The organism is Pontiella desulfatans (assembly GCF_900890425.1).
Taxonomy (GTDB): domain Bacteria; phylum Verrucomicrobiota; class Kiritimatiellia; order Kiritimatiellales; family Pontiellaceae; genus Pontiella; species Pontiella desulfatans.
Genome location: NZ_CAAHFG010000003.1, coordinates 1,192,085 through 1,218,822, shown reverse-complemented (window position 1 = coordinate 1,218,822; position 26,738 = coordinate 1,192,085). Strand labels below are relative to the sequence as shown.

Annotated in this window: 25 protein-coding genes; 9 read left to right on the top strand and 16 right to left on the bottom strand. The window is 56.5% G+C overall.

Going from position 1 to position 26,738, the window contains the following annotated elements; genetic code table 11:
• Positions 1-4 precede the first annotated feature (4 nt).
• On the bottom strand, positions 5-3,529 hold the full coding sequence (nifJ, locus tag E9954_RS25460) for a pyruvate:ferredoxin (flavodoxin) oxidoreductase (protein WP_136082079.1): 3,525 nt from the start codon (positions 3,527-3,529) through the stop codon (positions 5-7).
• A 250-nt stretch (positions 3,530-3,779) separates the two neighbouring features.
• Positions 3,780-5,123: a PEGA domain-containing protein gene (locus E9954_RS25455; RefSeq protein WP_136082078.1), complete on the bottom strand. Its 1,344-nt coding sequence runs from the start codon at positions 5,121-5,123 to the stop codon at positions 3,780-3,782.
• Between the two features lie 260 nt (positions 5,124-5,383).
• Between E9954_RS25455 and E9954_RS25450 the strand changes: the two genes are divergently transcribed.
• From E9954_RS25450 to E9954_RS25430, 5 genes are all read left to right on the top strand, one after another.
• Positions 5,384-6,334, top strand: a complete 951-nt coding sequence (locus E9954_RS25450; protein WP_136082077.1) for a PhoH family protein — start codon at positions 5,384-5,386, stop codon at positions 6,332-6,334.
• A 22-nt stretch (positions 6,335-6,356) separates the two neighbouring features.
• Positions 6,357-8,660 carry an HD family phosphohydrolase gene (locus E9954_RS25445; protein ID WP_136082076.1) on the top strand — a complete coding sequence of 768 codons (2,304 nt, stop codon included), beginning with the start codon at positions 6,357-6,359 and terminating at the stop codon, positions 8,658-8,660.
• On the top strand, positions 8,590-9,048 hold the full coding sequence (gene ybeY, locus E9954_RS25440; protein ID WP_136082075.1) for an rRNA maturation RNase YbeY: 459 nt from the start codon (positions 8,590-8,592) through the stop codon (positions 9,046-9,048). Before E9954_RS25445 ends, ybeY begins: the two co-directional genes overlap by 71 nt.
• A 90-nt stretch (positions 9,049-9,138) precedes the next feature.
• The gene (locus E9954_RS25435; RefSeq protein WP_136082074.1) at positions 9,139-10,215 is read left to right on the top strand and encodes a PWWP domain-containing protein; all 1,077 of its coding nucleotides are present in this window, start codon (positions 9,139-9,141) and stop codon (positions 10,213-10,215) included.
• A gap of 146 nt (positions 10,216-10,361) precedes the next feature.
• Positions 10,362-10,781 (top strand): Ig-like domain-containing protein, encoded by a 420-nt coding sequence (locus E9954_RS25430; RefSeq protein ID WP_136082073.1) that lies wholly within the window; start codon positions 10,362-10,364, stop codon positions 10,779-10,781.
• Positions 10,782-11,023: 242 nt separating this feature from the next.
• Here the strand turns inward: E9954_RS25430 and E9954_RS25425 are convergent, their stop codons facing one another.
• The 6 genes from E9954_RS25425 to ffh all read right to left on the bottom strand — a co-directional run bounded on the left by E9954_RS25425 (position 11,024) and on the right by ffh (position 15,060).
• A complete protein-coding gene (locus E9954_RS25425; protein WP_136082072.1) occupies positions 11,024-11,671 on the bottom strand; it encodes a ribonuclease HII in 648 nt (215 codons plus the stop codon).
• A 108-nt stretch (positions 11,672-11,779) separates the two neighbouring features.
• Complete coding sequence (gene rplS, locus E9954_RS25420; protein ID WP_136082071.1) at positions 11,780-12,127, bottom strand: 50S ribosomal protein L19; 348 nt, start codon at positions 12,125-12,127, stop codon at positions 11,780-11,782.
• A 63-nt stretch (positions 12,128-12,190) separates the two neighbouring features.
• Positions 12,191-12,907: a tRNA (guanosine(37)-N1)-methyltransferase TrmD gene (trmD, locus tag E9954_RS25415; protein ID WP_136082070.1), complete on the bottom strand. Its 717-nt coding sequence runs from the start codon at positions 12,905-12,907 to the stop codon at positions 12,191-12,193.
• Between the two features lie 154 nt (positions 12,908-13,061).
• Positions 13,062-13,292, bottom strand: coding sequence for a KH domain-containing protein (locus E9954_RS25410; RefSeq protein WP_136082069.1), 231 nt, complete (start codon positions 13,290-13,292; stop codon positions 13,062-13,064).
• 3 nt (positions 13,293-13,295) lie between these two features.
• Positions 13,296-13,670, bottom strand: coding sequence for a 30S ribosomal protein S16 (rpsP, locus tag E9954_RS25405; protein WP_136082068.1), 375 nt, complete (start codon positions 13,668-13,670; stop codon positions 13,296-13,298).
• Positions 13,671-13,716: 46 nt separating this feature from the next.
• On the bottom strand, positions 13,717-15,060 hold the full coding sequence (gene ffh / locus E9954_RS25400) for a signal recognition particle protein (RefSeq protein WP_136082067.1): 1,344 nt from the start codon (positions 15,058-15,060) through the stop codon (positions 13,717-13,719).
• 402 nt (positions 15,061-15,462) lie between these two features.
• Between ffh and E9954_RS25395 the strand changes: the two genes are divergently transcribed.
• The 3 genes from E9954_RS25395 (at position 15,463) to E9954_RS25385 (ending at position 17,622) form a co-directional block, all read left to right on the top strand.
• On the top strand, positions 15,463-16,509 hold the full coding sequence (locus E9954_RS25395) for a fatty acid desaturase (RefSeq protein WP_136082066.1): 1,047 nt from the start codon (positions 15,463-15,465) through the stop codon (positions 16,507-16,509).
• 90 nt (positions 16,510-16,599) lie between these two features.
• Positions 16,600-17,049: a YehS family protein gene (locus E9954_RS25390; protein ID WP_136082065.1), complete on the top strand. Its 450-nt coding sequence runs from the start codon at positions 16,600-16,602 to the stop codon at positions 17,047-17,049.
• 18 nt (positions 17,050-17,067) lie between these two features.
• Entirely contained in the window at positions 17,068-17,622 is a 555-nt protein-coding gene (locus tag E9954_RS25385) for a cob(I)yrinic acid a,c-diamide adenosyltransferase (protein ID WP_136082064.1), read from the top strand.
• 662 nt (positions 17,623-18,284) lie between these two features.
• Here the strand turns inward: E9954_RS25385 and E9954_RS25380 are convergent.
• Entirely contained in the window at positions 18,285-18,806 is a 522-nt protein-coding gene (locus tag E9954_RS25380) for a hypothetical protein (protein ID WP_136082063.1), read from the bottom strand.
• An 845-nt stretch (positions 18,807-19,651) separates the two neighbouring features.
• Complete coding sequence (locus E9954_RS25375) at positions 19,652-19,996, bottom strand: DUF805 domain-containing protein (protein ID WP_136082062.1); 345 nt, start codon at positions 19,994-19,996, stop codon at positions 19,652-19,654.
• Between the two features lie 95 nt (positions 19,997-20,091).
• Here E9954_RS25375 and E9954_RS25370 point away from each other — a divergent pair, with 95 nt between their 5' ends.
• A complete protein-coding gene (locus E9954_RS25370; protein ID WP_136082061.1) occupies positions 20,092-20,337 on the top strand; it encodes a hypothetical protein in 246 nt (81 codons plus the stop codon).
• Positions 20,338-21,038: 701 nt separating this feature from the next.
• Here the strand turns inward: E9954_RS25370 and E9954_RS25365 are convergent.
• The 6 genes from E9954_RS25365 to E9954_RS25340 all read right to left on the bottom strand — a co-directional run bounded on the left by E9954_RS25365 (position 21,039) and on the right by E9954_RS25340 (position 26,710).
• Positions 21,039-22,070 (bottom strand): IS110 family RNA-guided transposase, encoded by a 1,032-nt coding sequence (locus E9954_RS25365; protein ID WP_136082060.1) that lies wholly within the window; start codon positions 22,068-22,070, stop codon positions 21,039-21,041.
• A 91-nt stretch (positions 22,071-22,161) separates the two neighbouring features.
• Positions 22,162-22,464, bottom strand: a complete 303-nt coding sequence (locus E9954_RS25360) for a hypothetical protein (RefSeq protein ID WP_136082059.1) — start codon at positions 22,462-22,464, stop codon at positions 22,162-22,164.
• Positions 22,465-23,119: 655 nt separating this feature from the next.
• A complete protein-coding gene (locus E9954_RS25355; protein WP_136082058.1) occupies positions 23,120-23,308 on the bottom strand; it encodes a hypothetical protein in 189 nt (62 codons plus the stop codon).
• Positions 23,309-23,806: 498 nt separating this feature from the next.
• Positions 23,807-25,189: a tRNA uridine-5-carboxymethylaminomethyl(34) synthesis GTPase MnmE gene (gene mnmE, locus E9954_RS25350; protein WP_168442597.1), complete on the bottom strand. Its 1,383-nt coding sequence runs from the start codon at positions 25,187-25,189 to the stop codon at positions 23,807-23,809.
• Positions 25,190-25,513: 324 nt separating this feature from the next.
• Positions 25,514-25,795, bottom strand: coding sequence for an EF-hand domain-containing protein (locus E9954_RS25345; protein WP_136082056.1), 282 nt, complete (start codon positions 25,793-25,795; stop codon positions 25,514-25,516).
• A gap of 126 nt (positions 25,796-25,921) precedes the next feature.
• On the bottom strand, positions 25,922-26,710 hold the full coding sequence (locus tag E9954_RS25340; protein WP_136082055.1) for a M48 family metallopeptidase: 789 nt from the start codon (positions 26,708-26,710) through the stop codon (positions 25,922-25,924).
• Positions 26,711-26,738: the final 28 nt, after the last annotated feature.

Here is a 26,738-nt window from a genome sequence, read left to right as displayed (position 1 = left end):
TCGGCTACATGATTTCGCCGAGCTTTTTCATGAAGTTCCAGCGCTTGCTGGCATCTTCTTCCGCGAGCTTGAACAGCTCTTCCGCTTCGTTCGGAGCGGTTTTCAGCAGCGTCGTGTAACGACGCTCGTTGCGGATGAAGGCCTGGAAGTCGCCGGTCGGGTCCTTGGCTTCCCACGTGAACTTCTTGCCTTCTTCGCCGGCCGGGTTGAAGCGGTAGAGCGGCCAGTAGCCACATTCCACGGCGTTCTTCGCAATGGTCTGCGTCTTCATCATGTCGATGCCGTGCGCAATGCAGGGGGCGTACGCCAAGATGATGGACGGGCCGTTGTAGTTGACCGCTTCCTGGATGGCCTTCTGCGTCTGCATGCGGTTTGCACCCATGGAGATCTGGGCCACGTAAACCATTCCGTAGCTCATGCACATGAAGCCGAGGTTCTTCTTGCCGGCACGCATGCCGTCGGTGGCAAACTTAGCCACGGCGCCGATCGGAGTGGACTTGGAAGCCTGACCGCCGGTGTTGGAGTAGACTTCGGTGTCGACAACGAGGATGTTGACGTTTTTGCCGGAAGCCACCACGTGGTCGAGTCCGCCATAACCGATGTCGTAGGCCCAGCCGTCGCCGCCGAAGATCCAGACGGCCTTATCGACGAAGTAGTCCTGCAGCTCGATGACTTTGCGGACGACCGGGGCGGCTTCGGCGGAGGCTTCGGCCAGTGCGCCCTGAAGAAGAATCTTCACTGCGTTCTGTGCCGCGACCGCTTCGTCGCTGAGGTCGTTGTCCACACAGATTCCGATCGCCTTGTTCAGGGCGGCCGTCAGGTCTGCGGTGGTTCCGAGTTCGAGCAACTGGGCAACATACTGGCGCAGCAGCGCACGGTTGTTGTCGACCGCGAGGCGGAAGCCCATTCCGTATTCGGCGTTGTCTTCGAAGAGCGAGTTCGCCCAGGAAGGACCGCGGCCCTCTTTGGTTTTGCTGTACGGGATGGTCGGGAAGGTGCCGCCATAAATGGAGGAGCAACCCGTGGCGTTCGCAACGATCATGTGCTCACCGCAGATCTGCGTGACGAGCTTGACGTACGGGGTTTCGCCGCAACCGGCGCAGGCGCCGGAAAACTCGAACAGAGGCTTCTTGAACTGCAGGCCCTTGACGGTCGCCGGATTCGCTCCGTCGAGAACGTTGTCGGGCAGCGCGTCGAAGAAGTAGGTGTTTTCCACTTCGCCCGCTTCCTTCTCGTCGTCGAGCGTGGTGAACTCAAGCGCCTTGGTTTTTGCAGGGCAGGTTTCAACACAGACGCCGCAACCGGTGCAGTCTTCGACATAGACCTGGATCTTGTAGTCGAGATCCTTGTCGTTCTTGGTCTTGGACTTGACGGTGGTGAAGGTTTCCGGAGCAGAAGCCAGCTCGGCAGGATCGATCTGCTTTGCACGGATAACCGCGTGCGGGCACGCCATGACGCACTGGTTGCACTGGATGCAGTTTTCGCTGAGCCATTTCGGAACGCGCGGCCCGATGCAGCGCTTTTCGATTTTCGATGTGCCGGTCGGCAGGGTGCCGTCGAACGTCATCTTGGAAACCGGAACGTCATCGCCCCTCATCATCATGGTCGGCAGGATCACGTCTTTCATGAAACCGCAGGCGTCGGCAGGAATCAGGTCCGGCAGCACGTAGGACTTGGTGATCTCGGAAGGAACCTCGACCTTTTCGATCGCGGCGGCGGAAGCATCGATGGCTTTCCAGTTCATCTCCACGATGTCCATGCCTTTGCGCTCGAAGGTCTTCTTGGCGTAGTCCTTGATGAGCTGGATGGCTTCGTCTTCCGGCAGCACGCCGGACAGCTTGAAGTATACCGTCTGCATGACCGTGTTGATGCGTCCGCCGAGGCCGACTTCCATGGCGATCTTCAGCGCGTTGACGTTGTAGAAGTTGATCTTGCGATCGATGATGATCTGCTGCTCTTCCTTGGTGAGGTGCTCGAACACTTCCGAGGTCGGGATTTCCGAGTTGAGCACGAACGTACCGCCTTCGGCAATCGCGCCGAGCATGTCGTAGCGGCCGATGTAGGAAACGTTGTGGCAGGCCACATAGCCGGCATGCTGGATGAGGTACGGGTAGTTGACGCTGCTTTCGCCGAAACGAAGGTGCGAAACCGTGACACCGCCGGACTTCTTGGAGTCATACACGAAGTAGGCCTGCGCCGTCATGTCGGTGTTGTCGCCGATGATCTTGATGGTGTTTTTACACGCGCCTACCGTACCGTCGGAACCGAAGCCCCAGAAGACGGAGGACTTCACGTCGGTCGGCTCGATGTTGAACTCGCCCCCCACCGGAATGGAGAGGTTGGTCACGTCGTCGTTGATGCCCACGGTGAAGCCGTGCCATGCACCGTTGTCGGCGTGATCGTATACGGCCTTGACCATGCGGGGCGGGAACTCCTTGGAGGAGAGGCCGTAGCGGCCGCCGATGACGGTGCAGTCGCGGTCCTTGAGCGCGGCGATGGTGTCGAAGTAGAGCGGCTCGCCGGTTGCACCGGGCTCTTTGGTGCGGTCGAGCACGATGATCTTCTTCGCGGTTTCGGGAATGCAGTCCACGAAGGCTTTCGCGGAGAACGGACGATAAAGGCGCACCTTGACGAGACCGAGTTTTTCGCCCTGCTCGTTGAGCTTTTCGATGGTCTGCTCGATGGTATCGCAGGCGGAGCCCATGGCGATGACGACCTTCTCGGCATCGGCTGCACCGACGTAGTCGAACAGGTTGTATTTGCGGCCGAACTTAGCGGCGAACTTGTCCATGTATTCCTGGACGATTTCCGGAATGGCGTCGTAGTACTTGTTGGAGGTTTCGCGGCCCTGGAAGTATACGTCCGGGTTCTGCGCGGCAACCTTCAGCCTCGGGTTTTCCGGCTTGAGGGCGCGGGCGCGGAAGCGTTCGATGTATTCCGGCTCGATCAGGTCGTTGAGATCTGCGTAGTCGATCATTTCGACCTTCTGCAGCTCGTGGGAGGTGCGGAAGCCATCGAAGAAGTTCAGGAACGGGATCTGTGCCTTGAGCGTGGAGAGGTGGGCGATCGTGGCCATGTCCATCGTTTCCTGGATGGAGCTGGCGGCCGTCATGGCCCAACCGGTGTTGCGAACGGACATGACGTCGGAGTGGTCGCCGAAAATAGAGAGCGACTGCGCCGCGAGAGAACGGGCGGAGACGTGGAAAACCGTCGGCAACATTTCGCCGGCGATCTTATACATATTAGGGATCATCAGCAGAAGACCCTGGGAAGCGGTGAAGGTGGTGGTCAGGGCGCCTGCGCTCAGGGAACCATGGACTGCACCGGCCGCACCGGCTTCGGACTGCATTTCACAAACATCGACTTCCTTGCCGAAGAGGTTTTTCTTGCCTTGGCTGGCCCACTCTTCCGAATATTCGCCCATGTTGGATGAAGGCGTGATCGGATAGATCGCTGCGATGTCGGAAAACGCGTACGCGATGTGCGCGGCCGCGGTATTACCATCAATGGTAACCATTTTCTTGCTCATGGTTTATCTACTCCTTGGTTTAAGCATCCCATTAGTTGAAAAAGTACGAAAAATGTCACTATTTCCATTTCTAGCACCGGGTCTCCCCGTAAAAGTTCCGCATAATCCCAGAACTCGATTGAATTGAAAGTTTTTTTGAGAGGAAAATTCCCCGTTTTCAAACGCAAAACACCTATTGGAACTCAGTCCCAATAGGTGTTTTCACAAAAAGAGCCCCGATGCGGGGCCCGTGGTTCTAAAAGGGCATTGGCTAAAAGGATGAAGGGGTATTCAACAAGGGGTCGCTGACCGTGACATTCCTAGCTGATTCATCCTTCGCCAATGCAAAGGTTACGTTGTCGGCCGAGTCGGGCGCGACGGTGACAATCTTGGTCTTGAAGCCATCGAGTTGGAGTTCGAACGTGCGCTCGCCACGCAAGCGCTGCTCCAAGGGGGTTTCGCCGATGAACTCGGCGCCACCGGGGCGGTAAACCTTCGCACCGGAGGGTTCGCTGTCGATCAAGACGGTTTTCTCCATGGCGGAGATGGCCTCGCGCAACGGCACCACCACTTCGCGGTTGGATTCGGAGGAAAGCATGAAGGGTTTGATATCGAAACCCTGCTTGTGCATTTCGAAAGCGGTATCCTTCTCGACCAACACTTCCACGGGCGTGGTTCCCAGCAGTTCCACTCCGCCCGAACGATAGAGCTGGGCACCGACAGGATTACTCTTGATGACCACGTAGGGTTTCAACTCGAGCGAGACATTCACCGAGCGCGGGGAATCCGGGGCAATCGTGATCTTCTTGCCATAATGGCGGTCGTAGCTGATTTCCAGATCCATGTCCTCCTTCACCAGCTGGCGGAACGGGGTTTTGCCGAGAGCAACGCCTCGATGAACCACGGTTGCGCCTTCCGGCTCGCTGTAGACGATAACGATCGGTTCGCGCTCCATCTTCAAGACGTGGGGACTGGTGGTTTCCGCGTCGATGGCAAAGGGCATATCGTAGTATCCCTCCTTGCAAAGCCTCAGCACTTGTTTTTCCGTTGCGGAAATGGCGATCGGGGTCGTTCCCACCTTCTTGCCATCGGCCGTGTAGACTTCGGCATTCCGGGGGTTGCTTTCCACGATGACCATATCGGTACGCTCGAGATCGATCACCACGTCGCCCTCGGGTTCTTCGGGAACCGTGAATAGCTGATCGGCATACCCCGGCGCTTTTACGGTAAAGGTGCGATGGGGCTTTTTGTAGTCGAGACGGTACGGTGTGCGGCCCACGCGCCCCACCCCTTCGACAAACAGCTCGGCGCCTTCCGGCTTGCTGACCAGCAGCACCATGTTGCGTTTCGCGAGAACCACGGTGATGTTGTCGGGATCGATGGGCGAAAGAACGACCGTTTTGGAAAAGTACCCTTCCTTGCGGACAATCAGCTCCTTGTTGCTGGCAACCAGGTTCACTTTGAGCGGCGTCTTCCCGATGAGTTTATCGTTATCCTTGTAATATACCCTCGCCTGCGACGGCGTACTGTCCATGGTTACGGGAGCGCATCCGGAAATCGCCATGACGATGGCCAGGCCAGCAGCGAAGCTCGTACTCAGTTGTGTGTTTTTCATTTTACCATACCCCTTGATATTCTATTCACTTGGTCAAAACAACCGCCAAGGATAAAGCAACCCCCGTGCCAACACGGCGGAAGCCACTACTTTTTTTTCCATTTTTCACAGGCAGGAATCGTATTGACGCACTCCTGCAAATCCCATTAAGTTCCAAGCAATGATTATTCCGACGAAACGGACGCCTACCCTGGACTAGGCACGCAAATCGCCACCCTCCGGGCCAAACCAAGCCCCTCGGAGACCACCCCACGTATCCCATGCACGAGAACACCATCCATTTCGACAATGCCAGCGAAGCCCGCGAAATCGGCGGGGCCATCGACGGGTTCTCTGCACAAATCGAGAGTGAAAACGATCTCGAACTGGTGGTGCGCGACCAAGTCGTTCTCATTAGGGGCCCGGAGGAAAGCGTCTCCAGAATCAGCGAATTCATCGAAGAATTGCGAAAGGCGCGGAACCGCGCCCCGCTGAATGGGCAAGTGGTGGACTATGCCTACGATGCGTTCAAGCGCGGAGAAAACAAGGTGTTCGAAAAACTGGCCAGCATCCGCATCGATGTGAACCCCCGCAAAACCGCTGTCTTCCCTAAGACGCTCGGGCAGCAGATCTACCTCGACGCCATGCAGTACAACCCGATCACCTTCGGCATCGGGCCGGCCGGCACCGGGAAGACCTACCTGGCCATGGCCAAGGCGGTTTCCGCCCTGCTCAGGGACGATGTCAGCCGCATTGTCCTCACGCGCCCGGCCATAGAAGCCGGCGAAAACCTCGGCTTCCTCCCCGGCGACTTCCAGCAGAAGGTTGCCCCCTACCTCCGCCCGCTATACGACGCGCTGCACGACATGATTCCTGCCGAAACCATCGAAACCTACATTGAGCGCGGCATCATCGAGGTGGCCCCGCTGGCCTATATGCGCGGCCGCACCCTCAACCATGCCTTCGTCATTCTCGACGAGGCGCAGAACACCACTCCGCAGCAAATGCTCATGTTCCTCACCCGGCTGGGATTCGATTCCAAATGCGCCATCACCGGCGACCTGACCCAGATCGACCTTCCGAACCGCAGCATCTCAGGGTTGGTCGAAGCCCGATCCATCCTGAACAACATCAAGGGGCTGGCCATTGTCGAGCTAACCGAACGCGACGTCGTACGCCACCCGCTGGTTCAGAAAGTGATCGAAGCCTACCAGGCAAAGCGGGCTTCCTAGCCCGCCGAAACGGAGAAATCCCGTGAAGACGAAAAAATCAAAAAAGAGGCAAAAAGGCATCGCCGAACGCAAGACCGAGGTCTCGCGGAAGAAGGATGTCCCCTATAAGTCCGTCGGTCTCGGCATCCTGCTGTGGCTGATGGTCACGTGGCTGTTCTTCGGCCACGGCATCGTGCGCACGCCGACGCTGTCCAAGGGCCAGAAGGTGCCCTCCACCATCACCGCCTCCGTCGATTTCGAATGCGAGAACCTATCCGACACCGATCTTGCGCGCACCCGCGCGGCCGCCGCCGTCCCACCGGTATTCACGATCGACCCCGCCCCGGCACAGGACGCGCTCAAGATCATGGGCGAACTCTTCAATCGCCTCGGTGCCTACACCGCCGCCTCCACCAACGACCAGCCAAGCATCGCCAGCTCCATGGACGACCTGCTCATCAACTCCCCGGTCGATGCCCTCTCCCTCATCGCCGCCGTGCCCTCGAACGCGGTTGCGGAAACCAAGGCCATCCTGACCAAGGGCATCCAGCAGGTCATGAAAACCGGCATTCTTCCGGACGAATACCGCATCACGCTCTTCAGCAACGATCCCGAACACCGACTCACGATCTCGACAGATGCCGACCCCGCCGGCAAAACGGTGAACCAGAAAAACCTCTATTCCGCCCATCAAGCCGTCCGGGCAATCACCTCAACGATCGAGGAGGAACCGCGGCGCGAACTCCTCGACCGGATGCTCCCCATGGTCGTGGTCGACAACCTGGAATACGACAAGGACGCCACCGTCGCAGCGGGGAGGCTGGAAGCCTCGAAAGTCGAGGCGAGCCTCCAGCTCTATCCCGCCGGCACCATCATTGCCCGTGCCGGCGACGAGGTGAACGACCAGATCCTGCTCTTGATCAAATTCCACGAGGAGCAGCGCATCGCCGATCAGGACGCGCTGGAACAAGCCCTCGAAATCCTCGGCAACGGCATCCTGTTGCTCGCCGGCCTCATCTGCACCGCCGTCATCCTGCGCGTCGGGAATGCAACACTCGTTCGCGAGCCCGAAAAACTGCTGCTCATGGTATTGCTCTCGCTGGCCACCCTGGGCATGGCGCGCCTGCTCACCTATCTGGCCAGCCATTTCGACCCGATCGCGCCCATGATGGTCTACCTCGTTCCCCACGCCCTGGCCATCCTGCTCACCGGCATCCTGCTGGGCGGCAGCGCCGCCATCTGCCTTGGCTTCTGGTGCAGCTTCGCCACCGCCGTGCTGTTCGACCAAGCATTCGACGTGTTCGCCCTTGGCATGATAATCACGGTCACGGCCGCCAGCTCGGCGCGCAACATCCACCGCCGCTCCAGCCTCTTCCGCGCCGGGTTGTGGGTCTGCGCCGTCAAAACACTTTACGTGCTCATCATTGCCATTCTCAACCAACCCGATTTGGCGACGCTCGGCTGGCAGGTTGCCGCCGCCATCAGTTCCGGGATGATCGCCACCATCCTCACCATGCTGTTGATCCCCGTTTTCGAGAAGGCCTTCAAGATCACCACCGACATCACCCTGCTCGAACTCTCCGACATGGGGCATCCGTTGCTCCAGAAAATGGCCATGCAGGCGCCGGGCACCTACCACCACTCCCTCATGGTGGCCACCCTCGCCCAGAACGCCGCGGAGGCCATCGGCGCCAATTCGCTGCTCACGCGCGTTTGCGCCTACTACCACGACATCGGGAAAATGGCCAAGCCCGAGTTCTTCACCGAAAACATCCAGCACAAGGAAAACCCGCACGACGAACTCTCGCCCCACATGAGCGCACTCGTGATTTCCTCGCACGTCAAGGAAGGCCTCACCCTGGCCAAGCGCCACAAACTTCCGCAACCCGTCATGGACGCCATCGAGCAGCACCACGGCAACGGCCTCATCTCCTTCTTCTACCACAAGGCCAAAACCATGGCCAAGGCCGGCGCCGGCGGGTCGATGAACGATGTCATCAACGATTCCGATTTCCGCTACGGCGGCGCCCCGGCCGTCTCGCCGGAGATGGCCATCCTGTCGCTGGCCGATGCCTCCGAGGCGGCCTCGCGCTCCATCGAGAAACCCACGCCGCAGAAAATCTCCAACATGATGGACGACATTTTCGCCGCCAAGATCCGCGATGGCCAGATGGACTACGCCAACCTCACCATGGCCGAGATCAATGTCGTGAAACAGTCCTTCATCTTCTCCCTATCCAACATGCTGCACGGGCGCATCCCGTACCCCAAAGACAATGACAACAACCTTACTAAACCAACAGCAAAACCATACCCTTCGGCTGTCGCAGCTCCAAAAGCTAGCTGATTGGCTCGGGCAAAAACTGGAAGCACGCATGGACGAGGCATGGGGCGAGGTCTGCATTGTCCTGACCGACGACGCGGGAATCACCCCCGCCAACCTCGAATATTTCGGCAAGGAGCGCCCGACCGACGTCATCAGCTTCCGCTACGATCCCGTGCCCGGCGAGGACGAAGGATTCAGCGGCGACCTCATCATCAATGTCGACCGCGCCGTGCAGGTTGGCCCGGAACAAAACGGCGCCGACTACGAGCTCGCGCTCTACATGGCCCACGGTTTCGACCACCTCTCCGGCGCCGAGGACGACACCCCCGAAAAGAAGCAAGCCATGCTGGCCACCGAAACCGCCTGGCTCGAAGAAGCCGGCGAAATGGCCACCGGCCTGGTGGCTTAAATCCCCAATCCTTGAAAAACAGCTGGATTGCACGCATGCACCTTTGATATTCATGGTTCCTCTTGAGCGAATCCATAACAGGGGGACCTAATGCAACTAACACGACGTCAATCCACCCATGCCCTGGCCACCTTGCTGGCGGGGTCATCGGCCGCAAAAGTCCTGGCCAAACCGGCGGCCACCGAAACGATGGTTTCGTTCGGGCTGGCTCCGGACCTCATGAACAACGTGCTCGTCCGCATCCAACTTGAAAACTCCGAGGTTTGCGGCTTCATTGCAACCATGGACGGCAACCACTATGTGCTGACCAATACCAAACTCATTTCAGGGCACGACCGTTTCACGCTCGCCACCCTGTCCGGAACCGAATTGCGCCCCTCCCGCATCGAACTTTCCACCACCCGCGACCTTGCCCGGATCCAGGTTCAATCGGACAAAGGGCTGGACATCGCCGCCGGCGTGCCCAACGGAACCTCGGTGGTGCTGGCCGACTTCTCGTCGCCCGGCCGGAACTTTGCCGAGCTTGGAGGCACCATCGAAAACGCCAACGAGGAACGCTTCGACGTTTCGGCAGGGCTTGGCCCGGAACATTGCGGATGCCCCATCCTGACCGCCGACGCAAAGGTGTGCGGCCTTGTGAGCAACATCGACTACTACAAGGACAAAGGCACTTCCTGGGGCAACACCGCCCGGCTCTTTTCCTACCGCATCGAGGATTCCGCATGGTTTGCCCCGAATTGGAAGCAATACGACAAGCAGTTCGGCCGGCCGCTGCGCGATGCCGATGAATTCCGCGAAATGATCTACGGCCTCGCGACCGAATGGATGGGCAACCTCAAATCCGAAATCGAAACCGACCAGGATGTCGGGCTCGATGTCCAACGCTGGATCAAGCAGCATAACGGCATGGTGAGCAACCTGGGGCAGAAGCGGAGCAAAAAAGGCGGTTCGGACCCCAGGGCCGCCTTCCAAAAGGATTTCAGCGACAGCTGCAAGGCCCTGGTCGACATTTGCTCCAGCAAAGCCAACACGCTCAGTTTTGTTGCCGAGCAGAAAAACGCCTCGCCCTTCTCGAGCAACCAGTTCAAATGGCGCGCCAGGGAACTGATGCAGTTTGTGAAGTTTATCAAGGCCTTCGAGGAAAAGAACGAAAACTACCGGTGGTAGATCCGAATTAACGCAGGTCGAGCTGATTCAGCTCGATAACGGGGCGGAAGGATTGGCGATGCGCGGGGTAAAATAGGGCCTTCCTATTTCTCTGGCTTGAACACGGTGTCGGCCCGTTGCGGTCGCATCGAACAAAAGGAATACGTATGAAAATCGAATGGTGGAAGTTGGCAAGGCGCGGGGCCATGGCGGCGATCGTGGCCTGTTGCATGGTTGGCTTAACCGGTTGCGGGGACGATGACGAAGAAGGTGACGGCGGAGGTTCAAGCGGAATTGTGGATCCATCAGACGATGTTGCACCAACCATCGTTTCCTATTCTTTTGATCAACCGGCGAAAACCTTGACCGTTATATTCAGCGAACCGATGCAGCAGGGGTACTACACAACCGGCGACTATCATCCGGATGTTTCCTATTGGATCGATAATACAACCTTCCGGATTGATTTCATTACTTGGGTAAGTGGGGGAATGATCGTTCTGAAAACAAGCGATGCTCAGTACGACGGCTTTATGGATCTGGCAGGAAACCCGATCGATGCGGATTACCCGATCGCATTTCCGTAAGCGAAAGGCTGGGTGTTAAGCGTCACCGGTGCCAGTCCGACATTTTAATACTTTTTCTTGCGGGCAGCGCTTGGTTGGCGAAGAAAGATGATACCCCCGAAAAATACAAGCCATGCTCGATACGGAATCGGCATGGCTCGAAGAATTCGGCACCCCTGCCATGAATGGCCTACTCGAATAACTGGTGTTCGCCACGGATAAACCCCGATGAACTCGGATTTTTATCTGTGTTTATCGGTGGCCTAAAAAAGCTCCCCCTGATTCAACTCGGCAACGGGGCGGAAGGATTGGCGGTGTGCAGGGGTGGCGCCGTGCTTTTTCAATGCCGCGAGATGCTGCCGGGTACCATAGCCCTTGTGGCCGGCGAATCCGTATTCCGGATATTCCGCATCCAGCTCCACCATCAGGCGGTCGCGGGTCACCTTGGCGATGATGCTGGCGGCGGAGATGGAAACCGAGAGAGCGTCCCCCTTAACAATGGCCCTGTGGCCGCAGGGAAGCCCCTTCACGGGCAGGCCGTCGACCAACGCGAACCGGGCATCGGTTTCCCCCACGGCCATGCCCATGGCCCTGTGGGTGGCCTTGAGGATATTGATACGATCAATCTCTTCCGGGCCAATGATGCCGACCCCGATGGCAACCGATTCGGATTCGGTCAGGATCCGGAAATATTCATCCCGCGCCTTTTCGGGCATCGCCTTTGAATCGGTCAACCGCCCGAAGGTGGGAGCCAGCTCGGCCTGGATGTAGTCGGGATCGAAAACAACGGCGGCGGCCACAACGGGGCCGGCCAACGGGCCGCGCCCGGCTTCGTCGATGCCGGCCAGACGCAAAAAACCCGACGCCCAGGCTTCTTTTTCATAAAGCAGGACATCGGGATGGTCGCTCATGGCATTCGCTCCGGGCCAAAGGTCCAAACGTCAAAAGTCGAAGGTCATTACAACAGCGACCTCCGACCTTCAGACGTTCGACCGCAAGACCGCGGCGAAGCCGCTTCCTTAGACGCGGCGTTCTTTAATGCGGGCCTTCTTACCGGCCAGGTCGCGCAGGTAGTAGAGCTTCGCGCGGCGAACCTTACCATGGCGCTCGATCTCGATCTTGTCGATGTTCGGGCTGTTCAACGGGAAGATACGCTCAACCCCTTCGCCATAGGAAACACGGCGAACGGTGATGGCCTCGGTGATACCGGAACCCTTGCGGGCAATAACCGTGCCGGTGTAAACCTGGACGCGCTCTTTTCCGCCCTCTTTAATCTTGTAGTGGACGCGGATGGTATCGCCGATAACGAAATCGGGATGGCGATCCTGATTGGCGTTTTCCTGTCTGATTTTCTCAATAGTGTTCATAAAACTCTCTCGCTTCTGGATTTATTAAAAGAGCGCTAGATAATATCCAACGCGGCTTGGCGGTCAAGCGTTGTTTTCGCCAATTTCGGTGTTATCCGGCAAAAGGTCGCTCCGGCGCTCTTTTGTGCGTTGCAACGCCTGTTCATTGCGCCATTCGGCGATTTTTCCATGGTCGCCCGAGAAGAGGATTTCGGGGACTTCCATGCCGCGGAACTCCGGCGGCCGGGTGTATTGCGGGAATTCAAGCAGTCCGGACGAGAACGATTCGTCCTCGGTGGCGATCTCCCCCGCCCCGAGCGCACCGGGCAGCAAGCGGACAACGGCATCGATCACCACGGCGGCGGAAAGCGCCCCGTTGGTCAGGACATAGTCGCCAATGGAGATTTCCTCGTCCACCAGGGCCTCGCGGACGCGCTCATCCACTCCTTCGTAATGGCCACAGATAAAGATGAGGTGGCTGCAGTCGTCGGCCAGGCGCCGGGCATCGGCCTGCCGGAAGGTCTTTCCGGCGGGCGTCATGAGCAGCACTCGGCTCTCCGGGGTCTTGACCGATTCGACGGCGGCAAACAGCGGCTCGCACTTCATCACCATCCCCGGCCCGCCGCCGAAGGGGCGGTCGTCGGTGGTGTTGTGCTTGTCGGTCGTGAAGTCGCGCGGATTAATGATGCGGAACTCGACGAGGCCCGCCTTGGAGGCGCGCTTCATCATGCTCTCTTCCAGGAACCCCGAAAGCATTCCTGGAAAGAGCGTCACCACATCAACTTTAAGGACACTACTCATGACTGATCATTTAACAGAAGATCGCAAAGTCCGCAAAGCAACCGAATCTTTATCCTTTGCGCGCTTAGCGACCTTCTGTTCGATTTTTTCCAAAAAGAAAAAAGAGCGGCCGTGAGGCTCGCTCTTTTTCGCTGTTTCCGGATATGGGAAACGCCTAGTCGACCACTTCGAGCATGGCTTTGCGGCCGTTCTTGGCGGCCATGGAATTGAGGATGGTGCGCATGGCCCCCACCGTCTTGCCGCTCTTTCCGATAATCTTGCCGACGTCCTTGGCGTTGCAACGCAGCTCGAAGATGATGGTCTTTTCGCCATCGATCTCAGTGATCTGCACTTCGTTGGGTGCGTCGACCAGGGATTTGGCGATGGTTTCGAGAATCTGCTTCATCGCCTAGGCTTTTTCTTCGGTGGCTTCTTCGGCAACCGGAGCTTCCTCGGCCACTTCTTCCGCATCGGCTTCCGCTTCAACAGCGGCAACCGGAACTTCCTCTTCGGTCACTTCGCCGGTAACGGCTTGTTCAACCGGAAGGGCTCCGGCCTTTTTGATGAGGCTCTTTGCGGTTTCGGACGGCTGTGCGCCGTTGGAAAGCCAGTAGTTGACGCGATCGAGGTTCAGCGAGAAGTTGTTGCCTTCCTGCTTGGGGTCGTACCAACCGAGGGTTTCGATGAAACGTCCGGTCGGCGCAACACGCCCGTCCTGAACGATTACACGATAGAATGCGGCGTTGCGGTTGCCCATTCTGCGAAGTCGAATCTTAACTGCCATAGTGTTGTCTCTCCGTATGAAAATCCCGTTATTTGGGGTAAAGGGGCTACTTTGTAGTGAACTTCTTCATGTGCCGCAACCTTTTTTCCATCTTTTTGAACTGCTTGCCCATTTTGCCCATTTGCTCAAACCGCTTCAGCAACTGGTTGACATCCGCCAGTTTGCGCCCGCAGCCCGCCGCAATGCGCAGCCGCCGGCTGCGGTCGATCGTCTTCGGGTTGCGCCGCTCGTGGGGCGTCATGCTCTGGATGATGGATTCAAACTTCCTCATTTCGATCTCGGACGCATTGGCGATGGCCTCTTTTTTCTTGGCATCCATCTTCAGCGCATCGCCCGGCATCATGTCGAAAAGGCTGCTCATCGAGCCGAGCTTTTTCATCTGCCGGATCTGGCCAAGGAAGTCCTCGAGGTCTAGCTGGTTCTTCGCCAGCTTTTCCTGCATCCTCATCGCCTCTTCCTGGTCGACGATGCCCTGGGCCTTCTCCACGAAGCTCACGACATCGCCCATTCCGAGGATGCGCGAGGCCATGCGGTCGGGATAGAAGGGCTCGAGGTCCTCCATCTTTTCACCGGAACCGGTCATGAGGATCGGGCAGCCGGTGACGGCATGGACGGAAAGCGCGGCCCCGCCGCGCGCGTCGCCGTCGAGCTTGGTCAGGATCAGACCGGTCAGCCCCACCGCATCGCGGAAGGCCTCAGCCACGTTGACCGATTCCTGGCCGATCGCCGCGTCGAGCACCAGCACCTTGTTGTTGGGCCGGGTTTCGGCTTCGAACTCCTTGAGTTCCTGCACGAGCTCCTCGTCCACTTGGAAGCGGCCGCCGGTATCGTAGATCACCACCTCGTATTTACCCTCTTTTGCCGCCAGCGCGGCGCGCTTTCCCAACTGGGGCACCGTCTCGCCCGGTTCCGGGCCGAGCACATCGCACCCCACCTGACCGGCGAGAATCATCAGCTGTTCGACGGCGGCCGGGCGGCGGATATCGCAGGCGACGAGCAGCACGCGGCGACCGTGCTTTTTCCAGCGCATGGCCAGCTTGCCGGACGAGGTGGTCTTGCCGGAACCGTGCAGGCCCATCATCATGACCGCCGCCGGGCTGCCGGTGAGGTCGAACTCCTCGTGCGCCCCGCCGAACAGCGCCTCGAGTTCATCCTGGACGCGCTTCACCACCAGCTGCCCGGGCGTGATGCTGCCCAGCACCTCTTCGCCCATGCAGGTTTCCTGCACCTTCTTGACAAAGTCGCGCGCCACCTTGAAGTTAACGTCGGCCTCGAGCAGCGCCAGGCGCACCTCGCGCATCGAGTCCTTGACGTTTTTCTCCGTCAGCTTGCCGTAGCCGCGTAGGTTCTTGAAGGTTTTCTGTAAAGAGCTGGATAGGTTTTCAAACATGGGAAGTGGGTTATTCGTTATTGGTTAATGGAAAGTCCGTGAGTTAAGCGGAACGGGAGCTATTTTCAAACTTCTAATCCACTCGAATTATGATTCGTATGGACTCCCCGGAAAATTCAAGAGATCGCGCGTGTGCTTGCGCTCCCCCGCGCGACGCAGTGCGCCACGGGCAACGAGACCCTGCAGATTGCGCGCGGCAGTGGAGGCTGAGGTTTTGCAATGCGGATATAATTTTGTCCGCACCCAGCCTGCCTGACTCCTCCCCCCCCGGAACAATATAGCACCAATTGCATCCATTATAGGCTCGCCACATCGCCCGGATGGGGTATTTTACCGTTTTGGAGCACACCGCGATTGCTGAAGTTTGTTTTCTGCACATCACGAAACGACGAGATTGCAAGCATGAGCGAACAAACCATAAATGAACCGGTCAGCCGGCAGGCGCTGAACAAGATCATCCTTCCGCTGACGACACCGGGGCGGGGAAAAGCAACCTGGCAGATAGCCAACACCCTGATCCCCTACGCCTTGCTTTGGGCCCTCGCCATCTATGCCTTCAAGACCGATCTTCCCAATTGGATCGGGATTCTTTCGATCCTGGTGGCCGGCCCCTTCCTCGTCCGGATCTTCATTATTTTCCACGACTGCTGCCACTCCTCCTATTTCAAGTCCAACTGGGCCAATACGCTGGTTGGCTACCTCACCGGCATCCTCTCGTTCACCCCGTTCCGGGACTGGGGCAAGGCGCACATCCACCACCACGCCACCGCCGGCAACCTGGACAAGCGCGGCGTGGGTGACATCTGGACGCTGACGGTCGAGGAATACATCACGGCTCCGAAACTCAAACGGATCACCTACCGGATTTTCCGGCACCCGCTCTTCATGTTCGGCGTGGGTCCATCGTATGTCTTCCTGGTCTTCCACCGGTTTTCACAGAAGGGGATCCAGCACAAGGGGCGGCTGAGCGTCTACATCACCAACCTGGCCCTGCTGCTCCTGCTGCTGCTGGGCGGCGCCACCATCGGCTACAAGACCTACCTCGCGATCCAGATTCCCATCACCGTCCTGGCGGCCACGCTCGGCGTCTGGCTCTTCTATGTGCAGCACCAATACGAGGAGGTCTACTGGGCGCGCAACGATGTCCGCGATTCCCTCAAGGCCGCGCTCGAAGGCAGTTCCTACTACAAGCTACCGAAAATTGCCCAGTGGTTCAGCGGCAATATTGGCCTGCACCACATCCACCACCTGAACCCCTCGATCCCCAACTACAACCTGCAACGCTGCCACAACGAAATCCAGAAACTGCAACACATCGAACCCATGGGCGTCCGCAAAAGCTTCAAGTCGCTCCACATCCACCTCTGGGACGAAGACACCAAGAAACTCATCAGCTTCAAGGCGATGAACCTCATCCGCAAAGCCCGCCGAAAAAAAGAAAACCCATAGGCCGCCCGCCAAGAAAAGCCATTCTGAATACGCTTCGTGAACGTGGTGCCCTTGTGCTTAACTCCCCTCCACTCGAAAGGAACCCGATCCATGACCAACAACGACACCCTGCGCCGCCTGCGCTATGCCCTCAACATCGACGACGCGAAAGTTGCCGAAACCATCGCCCTCACCGGCCGGGCAACCACCCCCGACGAAGTCGCCAACTGGTTCAAGCGCGACGACGAACCGGGCCATGTGGAAATTTCCGACCCCCAGCTCTGCCGTTTCCTGGACGGGCTGATCATCGACCGGCGCGGCCCCCACCCCTCCGGCAACGTGCCCGAACCGCTCGAATTCCTCTCCAACAACGAAGTCCTGAAAAAGCTGCGCATTGCGCTGGAGCTCAAGGAGGACGGCGTGCTGGCGGTTTTCCAGAAAGCCGAATTCAAGGTGACCAAGGCCGAACTCGGCTCCTTCTTCCGTAAGGAAGGCCACCGCAACTACCGCAAATGCCCGGAACAGGTACTGCGCAAATTCATTGCCGGCCTCAGCAAATAAACAAAACAGGCGAACAACATGCCGAAAATATTCACGAAGACAGGCGACAAGGGCGAGACCGGGCGGTTCGACGGGACTCGCGTTCCCAAAAACGATCCGCAGATGGAGGTCCAGGGAACGATCGACGAGTGCAACTCGGCCATCGGCGTTGCCCGGGCCCATATCGACGACGATCAACTCGACTCCATTTTGAAGAACGTCCAGAGCCTGCTGCTGGTTGCCGGTTCCGAGGTCACCAATGTGGGCCACGATAACCGTCTGCCGATCATCACCAAAGAAAACATAACGATGATGGAAGCGTTGATCGACGATGTGGAAGACGGGCTCGATCCGCTGACCAACTTTATCCTGCCGGCCGGCGGCAAGGCCTCGGCACACCTGCATGTCGCCCGCGCCGCATCGCGCAAGGTGGAACGGCGCCTGGTTTCGCTGCGGGAAACCTCCGAGGTGAATCCGGTGTTGCTGGCCTACTTCAACCGGCTCTCCGACACCCTCTTCGTCCTCGCCCGCCACGCCGCCAAGCTTTCCGGCAACAAAGACGAAATCTGGATCAACCCGCGCAACGCGTATTAACCTTGATCCGGGAATGGTCAAACTGACCCCTTCGCGGAGCATCGGCGGCTGACCGGCCACACGTCCGCCACGCCAAGCACCCCCATTCCCAGCACCGCATCTTTCTGCCGTATAATGTTTCTGCCCGAATCACCGGATGGATAGGAACGATGGGCGGTTCCAACGGAGCGGGGGCTTTCCTGCCCCCGCCGGGGACAGGAATGTCCCCGCTCCCGCACAAACCATTCCCGCCGGGGAAAGGGCACCGCCGACGTACCACTGGCTGTACCGCAGGCGGCCCGCCTGCCCCGCCGAACGGAAAAACGCAACCGTACCGCAGGCGGCCCGCCTGCCCCGCCGAACGGGCAACCACCGCACGCCCCAAACCCGCTCGTGTTCTTTTGCATCAAACCCTTGTGTTCTCAGCCTTTTCCAACGCCATTCGGAGCCTCTTGGATGACCCTTAGTTCATCAAACACAAAGATCAAAGGACTCCTTTGCCCAAAATGACGATTTAGGCGGCCTGACCCTTTTTCGGTTGTTTGAGGGAGCCTTGCTTCACTCGCCCATGTAGAAATAAAAACGGCACGCATTGAGACCAGGTTGGACAGTTCAATCGATAGTGGTAGTTGGAAAAACACGAAGATTGAGACAGGGGAATTTTTGTCTTTACTCAGAGGGACTTAATGGTGGTTGGGAAGCTGTTTCCTATTAGTAATATATGATTTTTCTTTAAGCTTCATTAGTAGGGGGTATCTCTGATCATCATCGTTGTTTTTTGAGTATTCATACATAACATTCAATGGAACGTGGTAAGTAAAGCGACACGAGTGCATGACTTCATTTTCAGGAGATAGATCTTCACTTTTTGCCTCTATACTGATCCATGAGTGGCGGATCATTTCCTTATCGATAATGAAGATTAATTTATGGAGCCGATAGAATTCGTCCTCCTCGGGGTGAAGCTCGCAGAAAAACACCGTTTCATCTGCTTCACGCCTCACCGAAACTTCTACTACATCCAAACCCAGTAGGTTATCAGTGTTACGCAGGTACAGGTCGCAATAAACCTCCCCGTCAATTTCATCGAAGAATGCGATTATGGGAAGGTTTTGAATGTTCTCTAGCGTTACATTATGCGGGTAGAGACAACTCGATACTTTGGTCGAAACCAAGAGTGCCATTATGGTCAAAAATAGTTTCATTTCATTCCTTTTCCCAACGTTACACGTGACTTTCGGTGCACATAGACTTCAACTTAATCGACTGGCGTTTTCACCGTAAAGTCCATGTGCTGGTTCGAAGTTTTTGTTTTTTATCCTACTGATACTCTCCAGATAATGAATGATACGAAGGCGATCAAGATTCCTATGACGATAGCAATGGGTAATAGAATTCTGTAAAGCCATTTGGATTTTCTGTGCACATAAATCATCCAGATTGTTGATGCGATAAGGAGAGGAATGAAAATATTCTTTCCAATCTCACCGGCATAATTTTCGTAATATACATTTTGGCTTTCAATCAGGACTACGACGATGAAACCGATCAAGCATAGAAGAGGAGAAAGCGCTGAAATGATTTTGATCTGTTTCATTTTTAGTCATTCGAACGTTCAAAGTGAGCCGCTTGGGAAAACCAACTTTGACCGAATCAACGGGCGTTGTCCAAGTAGGCTCCACTTTCTGGTTCGAATTTTTTATCTTGTTAGTATGAAAGTTGTAAGTGAAACGGCTGTCATGATTATGCCTGCAATTAATTTACCTCTACTTTTTAAATCACTTGAGACCATGGCCATAATCAACAGGTAAAGTCCAACGGCCATGAGTGGCATAACAGGGGTCATTTTCTTTGTTGTGTTCCAGTGTCCTTCGGTAAGCGTTTGGGTGCGGACAGTTAAGAAAATGAAGATGGATGATAGTCCCAATAATATGTTGTATATTTTATCCATCATTTTTTATTCGAACGTTCAGCCTGACCTGCCGTGCGCAAAACGTTGACCGGATCGACGGGCGATTTCACGGTAAGGTCAAGGCTCTGGTTAGGCAAGTTATTGAGTTGGATCATCTCCAAACCGATTTGAACCGTCAGTTCCTTTTAAGAATCCTCCCTCAACCAAGAACCACAAACCTCCAATGATTGGAATCAGAAGGATTAAAATCCACCAAGCTGACTTATTTCTGTCATGCCATCTTTTTCCCATGGCACAAATGGCAATCCAATAAATAATGGGCATGCATAATAGACGGAAGGTAAGTGATTCCTCCGGATAGTTCATTGCAAGAAATGTACTTAGTGAAACCCAAGGGATACTGATAGGGAGAACAAAGTATAGCCAATATTGTTTCCTGCTGACTCTGCCTTTTATGCTGAATAGAAATTGTGTTGCTGTCATATTCTTTTATTCCTGCCTAACAGTTGATTAGGCAGAAACGGCATCTGCCTATCTATTTCCTTAACAGGCCTTTTTTTATGTGATAGGTAGAATGCATGGCTAAAGAGCATGTGAAAAGAAAAATGTCGGGCAAAGAGCAGGTGTTCTGGGGCAAGTATGCCGAGAAGCTCGCCAAATACGGGGTCTCCGGCCGAAATGCTGAGTGGCATGTGCGACGTGCGCAGGAGTTCGTTTATGGGCTGGACGGGCTTAAACTGAACGCTGTGTCTTCTGCCTATCTCGATTCCTATCTCGATGTGTTAGGCAGAACGCCCGGTTTTAGAAAAAGGGTCACCCATTAGAGGTTCCGGTCAAACAAAAAATACCCTTCCATAGCCGTTTTCCAACGGCCTGCCAGTTTTACTTTTTTTGATCGGTTACAACATTTCTTTCCATCGCTGAACGCTTGCTGCATCAGTAGTCTTCGTCACGTGATTGTTCAGTCACCCATCTGGATCTCGGATGTCGGCGGCGAAGGCAACCACCTCCACTTTGTGCCGCATCCTCATTCCGCCATTGCGGAACCAGAAGAAAAAGGGTCACCCATTAGAGGTTCCGGTCAAACACAAAATACCCTTCCATGGTCGTTTCTCAACGACCTGCTTATTTCCCTTTTCGTTGATCGGTTCTGCGTTAATCCCCATCGCTGAACGTTTGCTGCCATCAGGGTCTTCGTCGCGTGGTTTGCCGCGTGATTCATCACGTGGTTGTTCAGTCACCCATCTGGATCTCGGATGCCGGCGGCGAAGGCAACCACCTGCGCTTTGTGCCGCATCCCCATTCCGCTATTGCGGAACCAGAAAACCGTCTGTACCCGTCCACCGCCCATTCAGTCAAAGTGGTTTGCCTTCGGTCCCGCATCTGCGGGTCCTCCGGGTTTCCAGACCCTTGGGGGCTGGCAACGGGGCAACCGCGTTTCAAACGATAGAGTTGGGACGCCGCCGGATTCCAATCAGTCCGTTGGTTTTACCAGACCCTTTTCCGGTTCCCGGCGGCATCCCGTTTATCCAAACATCAGCTTTTCATCAAAATCCTTTCCGTTCATTACATGCCACATCGCCTTGGCCAACTTGCAGGCCAGCGCTTTTTTCGCCTTAGGCACGCCGCTCGTTCTTTTTTTACGTTCGTACCAGGCGTGGATGCGCGGGTTGAAGCGCGCGGCATAGGTTGCGGCCTCAACGAATGCCCATGCGAGATAACGGTTGCCGTTCTTCGCGTTGTTTTTACCCTTCTTTTTTCCGTTCGAACTGCATTCACTTTTTACCGCCCGGCAGTAGGAGGCGTAGTCGCCCGCGCTTTTGAAGCGGCTGAAATCCCCGCTCTCAAGGGCGACAAGCATTCCCAGCGCAACCCCGATTCCCGGAACCTGCTGCGCTCGTCGGTATTGCTTTGTCGGTTTTGCGACTGCCAGCACCTGCTGCTCGACCTTTTTCGCCAGGCGATCCGACTCACGGATGGCTTCAAGCAGGGTTTCGAGCTGAAGCTGAACGAATTCGTCGAGTCCGGTGGCCTGAATATCTTTTAATGTCCACTGTTCCAACTTGCGCGCACCCGGAGCATCCAGGCCATAGCGTTCGAGCAGGCCGCCGAAGCTCAGCAGCACCTGTGTCCGACGGCGCACGAACAGCTGTCTTCTGCGCAATGCATCGCGTACGGGGCGTGTTTCCTTCGGATAGATGTAGCTTTCCGGAAAGATACCCAGCCGGAGCTGCTCGGCCAGCCAGTCCGCATCCGTCAGATCGTTAGTGATCTTGATCCCCTTGTACTGCTCCATCTTCGCCGGGTTGCCCAGCTTTACATTACGGTCTTTCTCGTGAAGTCCATCGACGAACCAGTACCAGTTAAAGGTCGATTCCACGCCCAGCGCCACGATCCGATCCCAGAACGGGTCGAGCGCAGCATTGACGGCCGCAAGGTTCGCTTTCACGCGTTTGCGGAACACCGTGTTCCCCTCCTGATCACAAAGGGAGAGGAAAACATTGTTTCCATGCAGGTCGGCACCTGCGTATAGTGCATTTGCTTTGGTCGTTTGCATAACTGCTCCTTTAGTTAGTGGTTTAACCCAAGGATAGTTTGCGCTCGACCAAGGCTTATTTCAAAGAACCTCTTTATGATTATCAGGCCGCCTAATTCGTCATTTCGGCTTTCAACTCCCATGGCAGGCCGTCTTTTGACTCCTCAACCGCCCGCACAACGGAAAGCGCCGACGCCGTCGGCGCACTCCAGGGCGGCTGCGCCGCAAAATTATTCTGCCACCAAATCATTCTGTCAAATAATCCGCCCGCACCGTCCTTGCGTTTCCCAGCGCGATACTTGACCGCCGGAGCCTTGGCGAAGGAGGTTTGCGGCGAATAACGATCCGGTGCGGCGGGCGGCTCGGATGGAACCTCGCCCTCCAATATGTGGAGCGGGCTTTCTTGCCTGCTCATGGCCGGGCTGGGCAGGATTTTTGCAAAATGATTCTCGGTGCGGACGGAGAGATTTTACAGGACGATTTATAACAGGACTATTTCCGGTGCGGACGCAGGGGAAATTCGTGTTCATTCGCGGTTAAGCAAATCGTGCAATTTTTTTGACAGAATAATTAGGACAAAATGATTCATGGTTACGGCATAAAGGAAATCATTCTGTCCCAATTGTTCTGTCATTTTTTCTACTGCGAAGCCGCTTTGGTGTGAATCATACCCAATTAAACAGGTTTGTTTTTTTTACCACAGAGGTCACCGAGACACAGAGCAATTGAACATTCCCGTTCCTCTGTGCTTCGTACTACTATCTCCCCAAAACTTGTTTTTCCGGCAAGATTTTCTCCGCAAGCCTTTGGATAATAGCAACTACGTCAGAGTTTTTTTGCAAAATAATGAGTGGCAAAATAATCTACTTGAAGCATTTCAGATCATTTTGCCGTCCATTATTTTGCGATATCTTTGGTTGCGGCTGAGCTGCGCTAGGCACTTCTGTCTTAGTGTTTAAATTCGGTTGCGGAGTGCCCGCGCTGGGTCCTCTGTGGTGAGACCATTCAAGTTAAGTTCATAGGGATAAAGAGCCTGGCTGTGGTCGTTGTTCTATGCGCGCAATTGCTTCTCAATTGCGTGGCCATCCCATCGCCTGCGATGCCTTGCTGGAGGGGCGCACGCCGTGCGCCTGGGCGGACAGCGTCCGCCCCTCCACGGGCGGCTCGGATGGAACCTCGCCCTCCAACCCGATTTTTTTCACAAGACGATTAACGACAGGACTATTTCCGGTGCGGGCGCAGAGGGAATTCGTGTTCATTCGCGGTTAAGCAAATCGTGCAATTTTTTTGACAGAATAATTAGGACAAAATGATTCATGGTTACGGCATAAAGGAAATCATTCTGTCCCAATTGTTCTGTCATTTTTTCTACTGCGAAGCCGCTTTGGTGTGAATCATACCCAATTAAACAGATTTTTTTTACCACAGAGGTCACCGAGACACAGAGCAATTGAACATTCCCGCTCCTCTGTGCCTTCGTGTGCTCTGTGGTGAGACCATTCAAGTAAAGTTCATATAGGGATGAAGAGCCTGGCGGTGGTCTTTGTGCTATGCGCGCAATTGCATCTCAATTGTGTGGCCAACCAAAACCGTCCGCACCGGTTTTAAAAGCGGCGTGGCCTTTCCGTTCCCGCCGCACTTGAATTTATTCCCGCCCCGTCCTTGCGTTTCCCTGCGCGATACTTGACCGCCGGAGCCTTGGCGAAGGAGGTTCGCGGCGAATCACGATCCGGTGCGGCGGGCGGTTTCCGGCAAACTTATTTTCCGATGCAGAAGCGGGAGAAAATGTTATCGAGCAGTTCTTCGTGGTAGGCGCGTCCGGTGACCTGGCCGAGGAACTCGAGCGCCGAGCGGAGGTGTTCGGCCGCCAGCACCGCGTTTTCCTCGACGTTTTCGCTGAGGAACGCACGCGCCTGCTTAGCCTCGAGGTGAGCCTCGATCAGCAGATGGCGGTGCCGCTCGGAAATGACGGCGTGCGGCGGCGCCTGCAGATCGGCCCCTTGCTCGAGGGTTTCGGCCATGGCTTGCTTCAGTTCGCTGATTCCCGTGCCGGATATGAGACTCGCTTCGACGGTTCGGGATTCAGGATTGGGGAGTCGGGCGATGCGTCGGCCTTGGTCGACCTTGTTCAAGATGATGACACTGCGTTCGGGCACTAGCTTTTCCAACCTCGACCGGTCTTCTTCGTGCAGGGGTTGGGAGGCATCGAGCAGATAGAGGGAAAGGTGGGCTTCTTCGGAATGCGCTTCGGCGCGGCGAATGCCTTCGGCCTCGATTTCGCAGTCGGTTTCGCGCAGGCCGGCGGTGTCGATGATGCGGAGCGGGATGCCGTCGAGGACGAATCCTTCCTCGATGGTGTCGCGGGTGGTGCCGGCGGTGCTGGAAACAATGGCGCGGTTGAAACCGAGCAGTGCGTTGAGCAGGGTTGACTTGCCCGCATTCGGGCGGCCAAGGATGACGACGCGCGCGCCTTCGCGCAGCAGGCGGCCTTCGTCCCAGGTGTCGAGCAGTTCGTCGAGGGACACAAAGGTTGTGTCCATTAATCGGGCGATACCGGAGAAGACATCGTCGGGCAGCTCGTCCTCGACAAAGTCGAGGGTGGTTTCGAGGTTGGCGGCCACTTCAAGGAAGGCTTCGTATATGGCATCGAACTCGCGGCTGAGCTTGCCTTCCATCTGTTCGAGGGCGGCGGATGCGGCGCGGTCGGAGCGCGCGCGGATGAGATCGAAGATGCCTTCGGCCTGGAGCAGGTCGATCCGGCCGTTGAGGAAGGCGCGCTTGGTGAACTCGCCGGGTTCGGCCATGCGGGCGCCGGCTTCGAGGGCGCGGCGCAGGATGCGGCGCATGCCGACGGCTCCGCCGTGGCCCTGGATCTCGACGACATCCTCGCAGGTGTAGCTTCTGGGTGCGCGCATTACGAGCGCAAGGCCGGTATCGATTTCCCCGCCACCGGCCTCGACCACCTTGCCGTAGGCGAAGGTGCCATGGTCCCGGCCGGAGACCGGCGCCTTGTCCATCGGCCGGAACAGTTTGTCGGCAATTCGCCAGACGTCGGGCCCGGAAATGCGGACGATGCCCACCCCGCCCTCGCCGGGCGGCGTTGCGATGGCTGCGATTGTATCTGGATTGTATAGGCTCACCAAGCCACCTCCACGTCGTAGGATTTTATGTTCGAATTGGTCGAGAGCAATGGCATTTTTCAACCGCACTTTGCGCCACCAACAGTTGATCGGCCGGGTCGCCGTGATGATTCGACAAGCCCTGGATCTTTGCGGCGAAAGTGGACTAACCGCGCAGACGAAGTCAAGCGGATTGACCGGACACCCCCCCTTGCCAACGAACCGGCAAACAACCGCGTTTCCTTGCATGGCCGGCGAGCTACATGCCGGGGCGTTTGACGACCAGGCATAAAAAAAACCCCGTTCGAAAACGACGGGGCTTTGATGGTGTTCCAAAGGAGGGGATTATTCCTCTGTTTTTTCTTTCTTCGGTTTTTTAGCCGGTTTTTCGTCGGCGGACAGCTTGCCGTCTTTGTTCTTGTCCATCTTGTCGAATTTGGCTTCAGCTTTGGCCTGGTCGAACTCAGTGCCTTTCTTTTCAGCCATTTTCTTCTGCTGGGCAACGAACTGTTCTTTCGTTACGTCTTTGCCGCCTTGCTTGGCATCGCCATCTTTTTTCTTGCCTTCGCCGGCCTGAACAGCCACTGCGACACATGCGATCAACGCCAATACGAACCATTTTTTCATGATTATTCTCTCCATTTTGGAGTTTTGTGTCCCGGCCTTTGCCCAATCCCAATCATGGTGCAACCCGATTGACTTACATGAAACGTAGATGCTTCTTTTTTATTGGACATGTCGAGCGAAAAATAATCAGGGGCGATAATGTGCCAAGGCCTCGGGCATGTGCTCCCGCAGTTTTCGGACGCGGGTTTCGTCGGCGGGATGGGTGCTCAGGAACTCGGGCGGCTTTTCACCTCCGGCAGCCCCCATGCGCTGCCAGAACCCGACAGCCGCCTCGGGGTTGTAGCCGGCCATGGCCATGAACACGAGGCCCATGCGGTCGGCCTCGCTCTCGTGCTCGCGGGAATAGGGAAGGATGGCGCCGATCTGGCTGCCAATGCCATAGGCCTGCATGATGGCTTCGTGGTAGTCGGTTTTCTGCGAGAACATGGAAAGGAGGTATCCGCCGCCCTGCTGCAGCATCTGGTGGCTGATGCGTTCGTTGCTGTGGCGCGCGACGGCATGGGCAATCTCGTGGCCCATCACCACGGCAATCCCGGCCTCGTCCTGCGTGAACGGGAGGATGCCGGTGTAGAAGGCCACCTTGCCGCCCGGCATGCACCAGGCATTGGGCGTATCCTCGTCGATGAGGTTGAACTCCCAAACGAAGCCCTCGAGCACCTGCGACTGGCCGCGCTCTTGGAAATATTGCTCCACCGCCGCTGAGATGCGCCGACCGGCACGTTGCACCATCTCCGATTGCTGGCGATTGGTCGAGAGCGGCCCCTGCTTGACCACCTCGTTATAGTTGGCCGCGCTCTGCGGAATCAACTGCGCATCCGAAACCAGATTCACCTGTTTGCGTCCCGTGAGCGGCACCGTCGAACAACCTGCGATCAACAGCACCGAACCCATCAACATCAACAACGTTTTTTTCATCAATAACCCCTTGTTCCGTAAAGACCGC

What these genes read in the sequence shown, in the direction of transcription:
- nifJ (WP_136082079.1), bottom strand. Translation starts at nt 3,529, where the DNA reads ATGAGCAAGAAAATGGTTACCATTGATGGTAATACCGCGGCCGCGCAC.
- E9954_RS25455 (WP_136082078.1), bottom strand. Translation starts at nt 5,123, where the DNA reads ATGAAAAACACACAACTGAGTACGAGCTTCGCTGCTGGCCTGGCCATC.
- E9954_RS25450 (WP_136082077.1), top strand. Translation starts at nt 5,384, where the DNA reads ATGCACGAGAACACCATCCATTTCGACAATGCCAGCGAAGCCCGCGAA.
- ybeY (WP_136082075.1), top strand. Translation starts at nt 8,590, where the DNA reads ATGACAACAACCTTACTAAACCAACAGCAAAACCATACCCTTCGGCTG.
- E9954_RS25435 (WP_136082074.1), top strand. Translation starts at nt 9,139, where the DNA reads ATGCAACTAACACGACGTCAATCCACCCATGCCCTGGCCACCTTGCTG.
- E9954_RS25430 (WP_136082073.1), top strand. Translation starts at nt 10,362, where the DNA reads ATGAAAATCGAATGGTGGAAGTTGGCAAGGCGCGGGGCCATGGCGGCG.
- E9954_RS25425 (WP_136082072.1), bottom strand. Translation starts at nt 11,671, where the DNA reads ATGAGCGACCATCCCGATGTCCTGCTTTATGAAAAAGAAGCCTGGGCG.
- rplS (WP_136082071.1), bottom strand. Translation starts at nt 12,127, where the DNA reads ATGAACACTATTGAGAAAATCAGACAGGAAAACGCCAATCAGGATCGC.
- trmD (WP_136082070.1), bottom strand. Translation starts at nt 12,907, where the DNA reads ATGAGTAGTGTCCTTAAAGTTGATGTGGTGACGCTCTTTCCAGGAATG.
- E9954_RS25410 (WP_136082069.1), bottom strand. Translation starts at nt 13,292, where the DNA reads ATGAAGCAGATTCTCGAAACCATCGCCAAATCCCTGGTCGACGCACCC.
- rpsP (WP_136082068.1), bottom strand. Translation starts at nt 13,670, where the DNA reads ATGGCAGTTAAGATTCGACTTCGCAGAATGGGCAACCGCAACGCCGCA.
- ffh (WP_136082067.1), bottom strand. Translation starts at nt 15,060, where the DNA reads ATGTTTGAAAACCTATCCAGCTCTTTACAGAAAACCTTCAAGAACCTA.
- E9954_RS25395 (WP_136082066.1), top strand. Translation starts at nt 15,463, where the DNA reads ATGAGCGAACAAACCATAAATGAACCGGTCAGCCGGCAGGCGCTGAAC.
- E9954_RS25390 (WP_136082065.1), top strand. Translation starts at nt 16,600, where the DNA reads ATGACCAACAACGACACCCTGCGCCGCCTGCGCTATGCCCTCAACATC.
- E9954_RS25385 (WP_136082064.1), top strand. Translation starts at nt 17,068, where the DNA reads ATGCCGAAAATATTCACGAAGACAGGCGACAAGGGCGAGACCGGGCGG.
- E9954_RS25380 (WP_136082063.1), bottom strand. Translation starts at nt 18,806, where the DNA reads ATGAAACTATTTTTGACCATAATGGCACTCTTGGTTTCGACCAAAGTA.
- E9954_RS25375 (WP_136082062.1), bottom strand. Translation starts at nt 19,996, where the DNA reads ATGACAGCAACACAATTTCTATTCAGCATAAAAGGCAGAGTCAGCAGG.
- E9954_RS25370 (WP_136082061.1), top strand. Translation starts at nt 20,092, where the DNA reads ATGGCTAAAGAGCATGTGAAAAGAAAAATGTCGGGCAAAGAGCAGGTG.
- E9954_RS25365 (WP_136082060.1), bottom strand. Translation starts at nt 22,070, where the DNA reads ATGCAAACGACCAAAGCAAATGCACTATACGCAGGTGCCGACCTGCAT.
- E9954_RS25360 (WP_136082059.1), bottom strand. Translation starts at nt 22,464, where the DNA reads ATGAGCAGGCAAGAAAGCCCGCTCCACATATTGGAGGGCGAGGTTCCA.
- E9954_RS25355 (WP_136082058.1), bottom strand. Translation starts at nt 23,308, where the DNA reads ATGAACACGAATTCCCTCTGCGCCCGCACCGGAAATAGTCCTGTCGTT.
- E9954_RS25345 (WP_136082056.1), bottom strand. Translation starts at nt 25,795, where the DNA reads ATGAAAAAATGGTTCGTATTGGCGTTGATCGCATGTGTCGCAGTGGCT.
- E9954_RS25340 (WP_136082055.1), bottom strand. Translation starts at nt 26,710, where the DNA reads ATGAAAAAAACGTTGTTGATGTTGATGGGTTCGGTGCTGTTGATCGCA.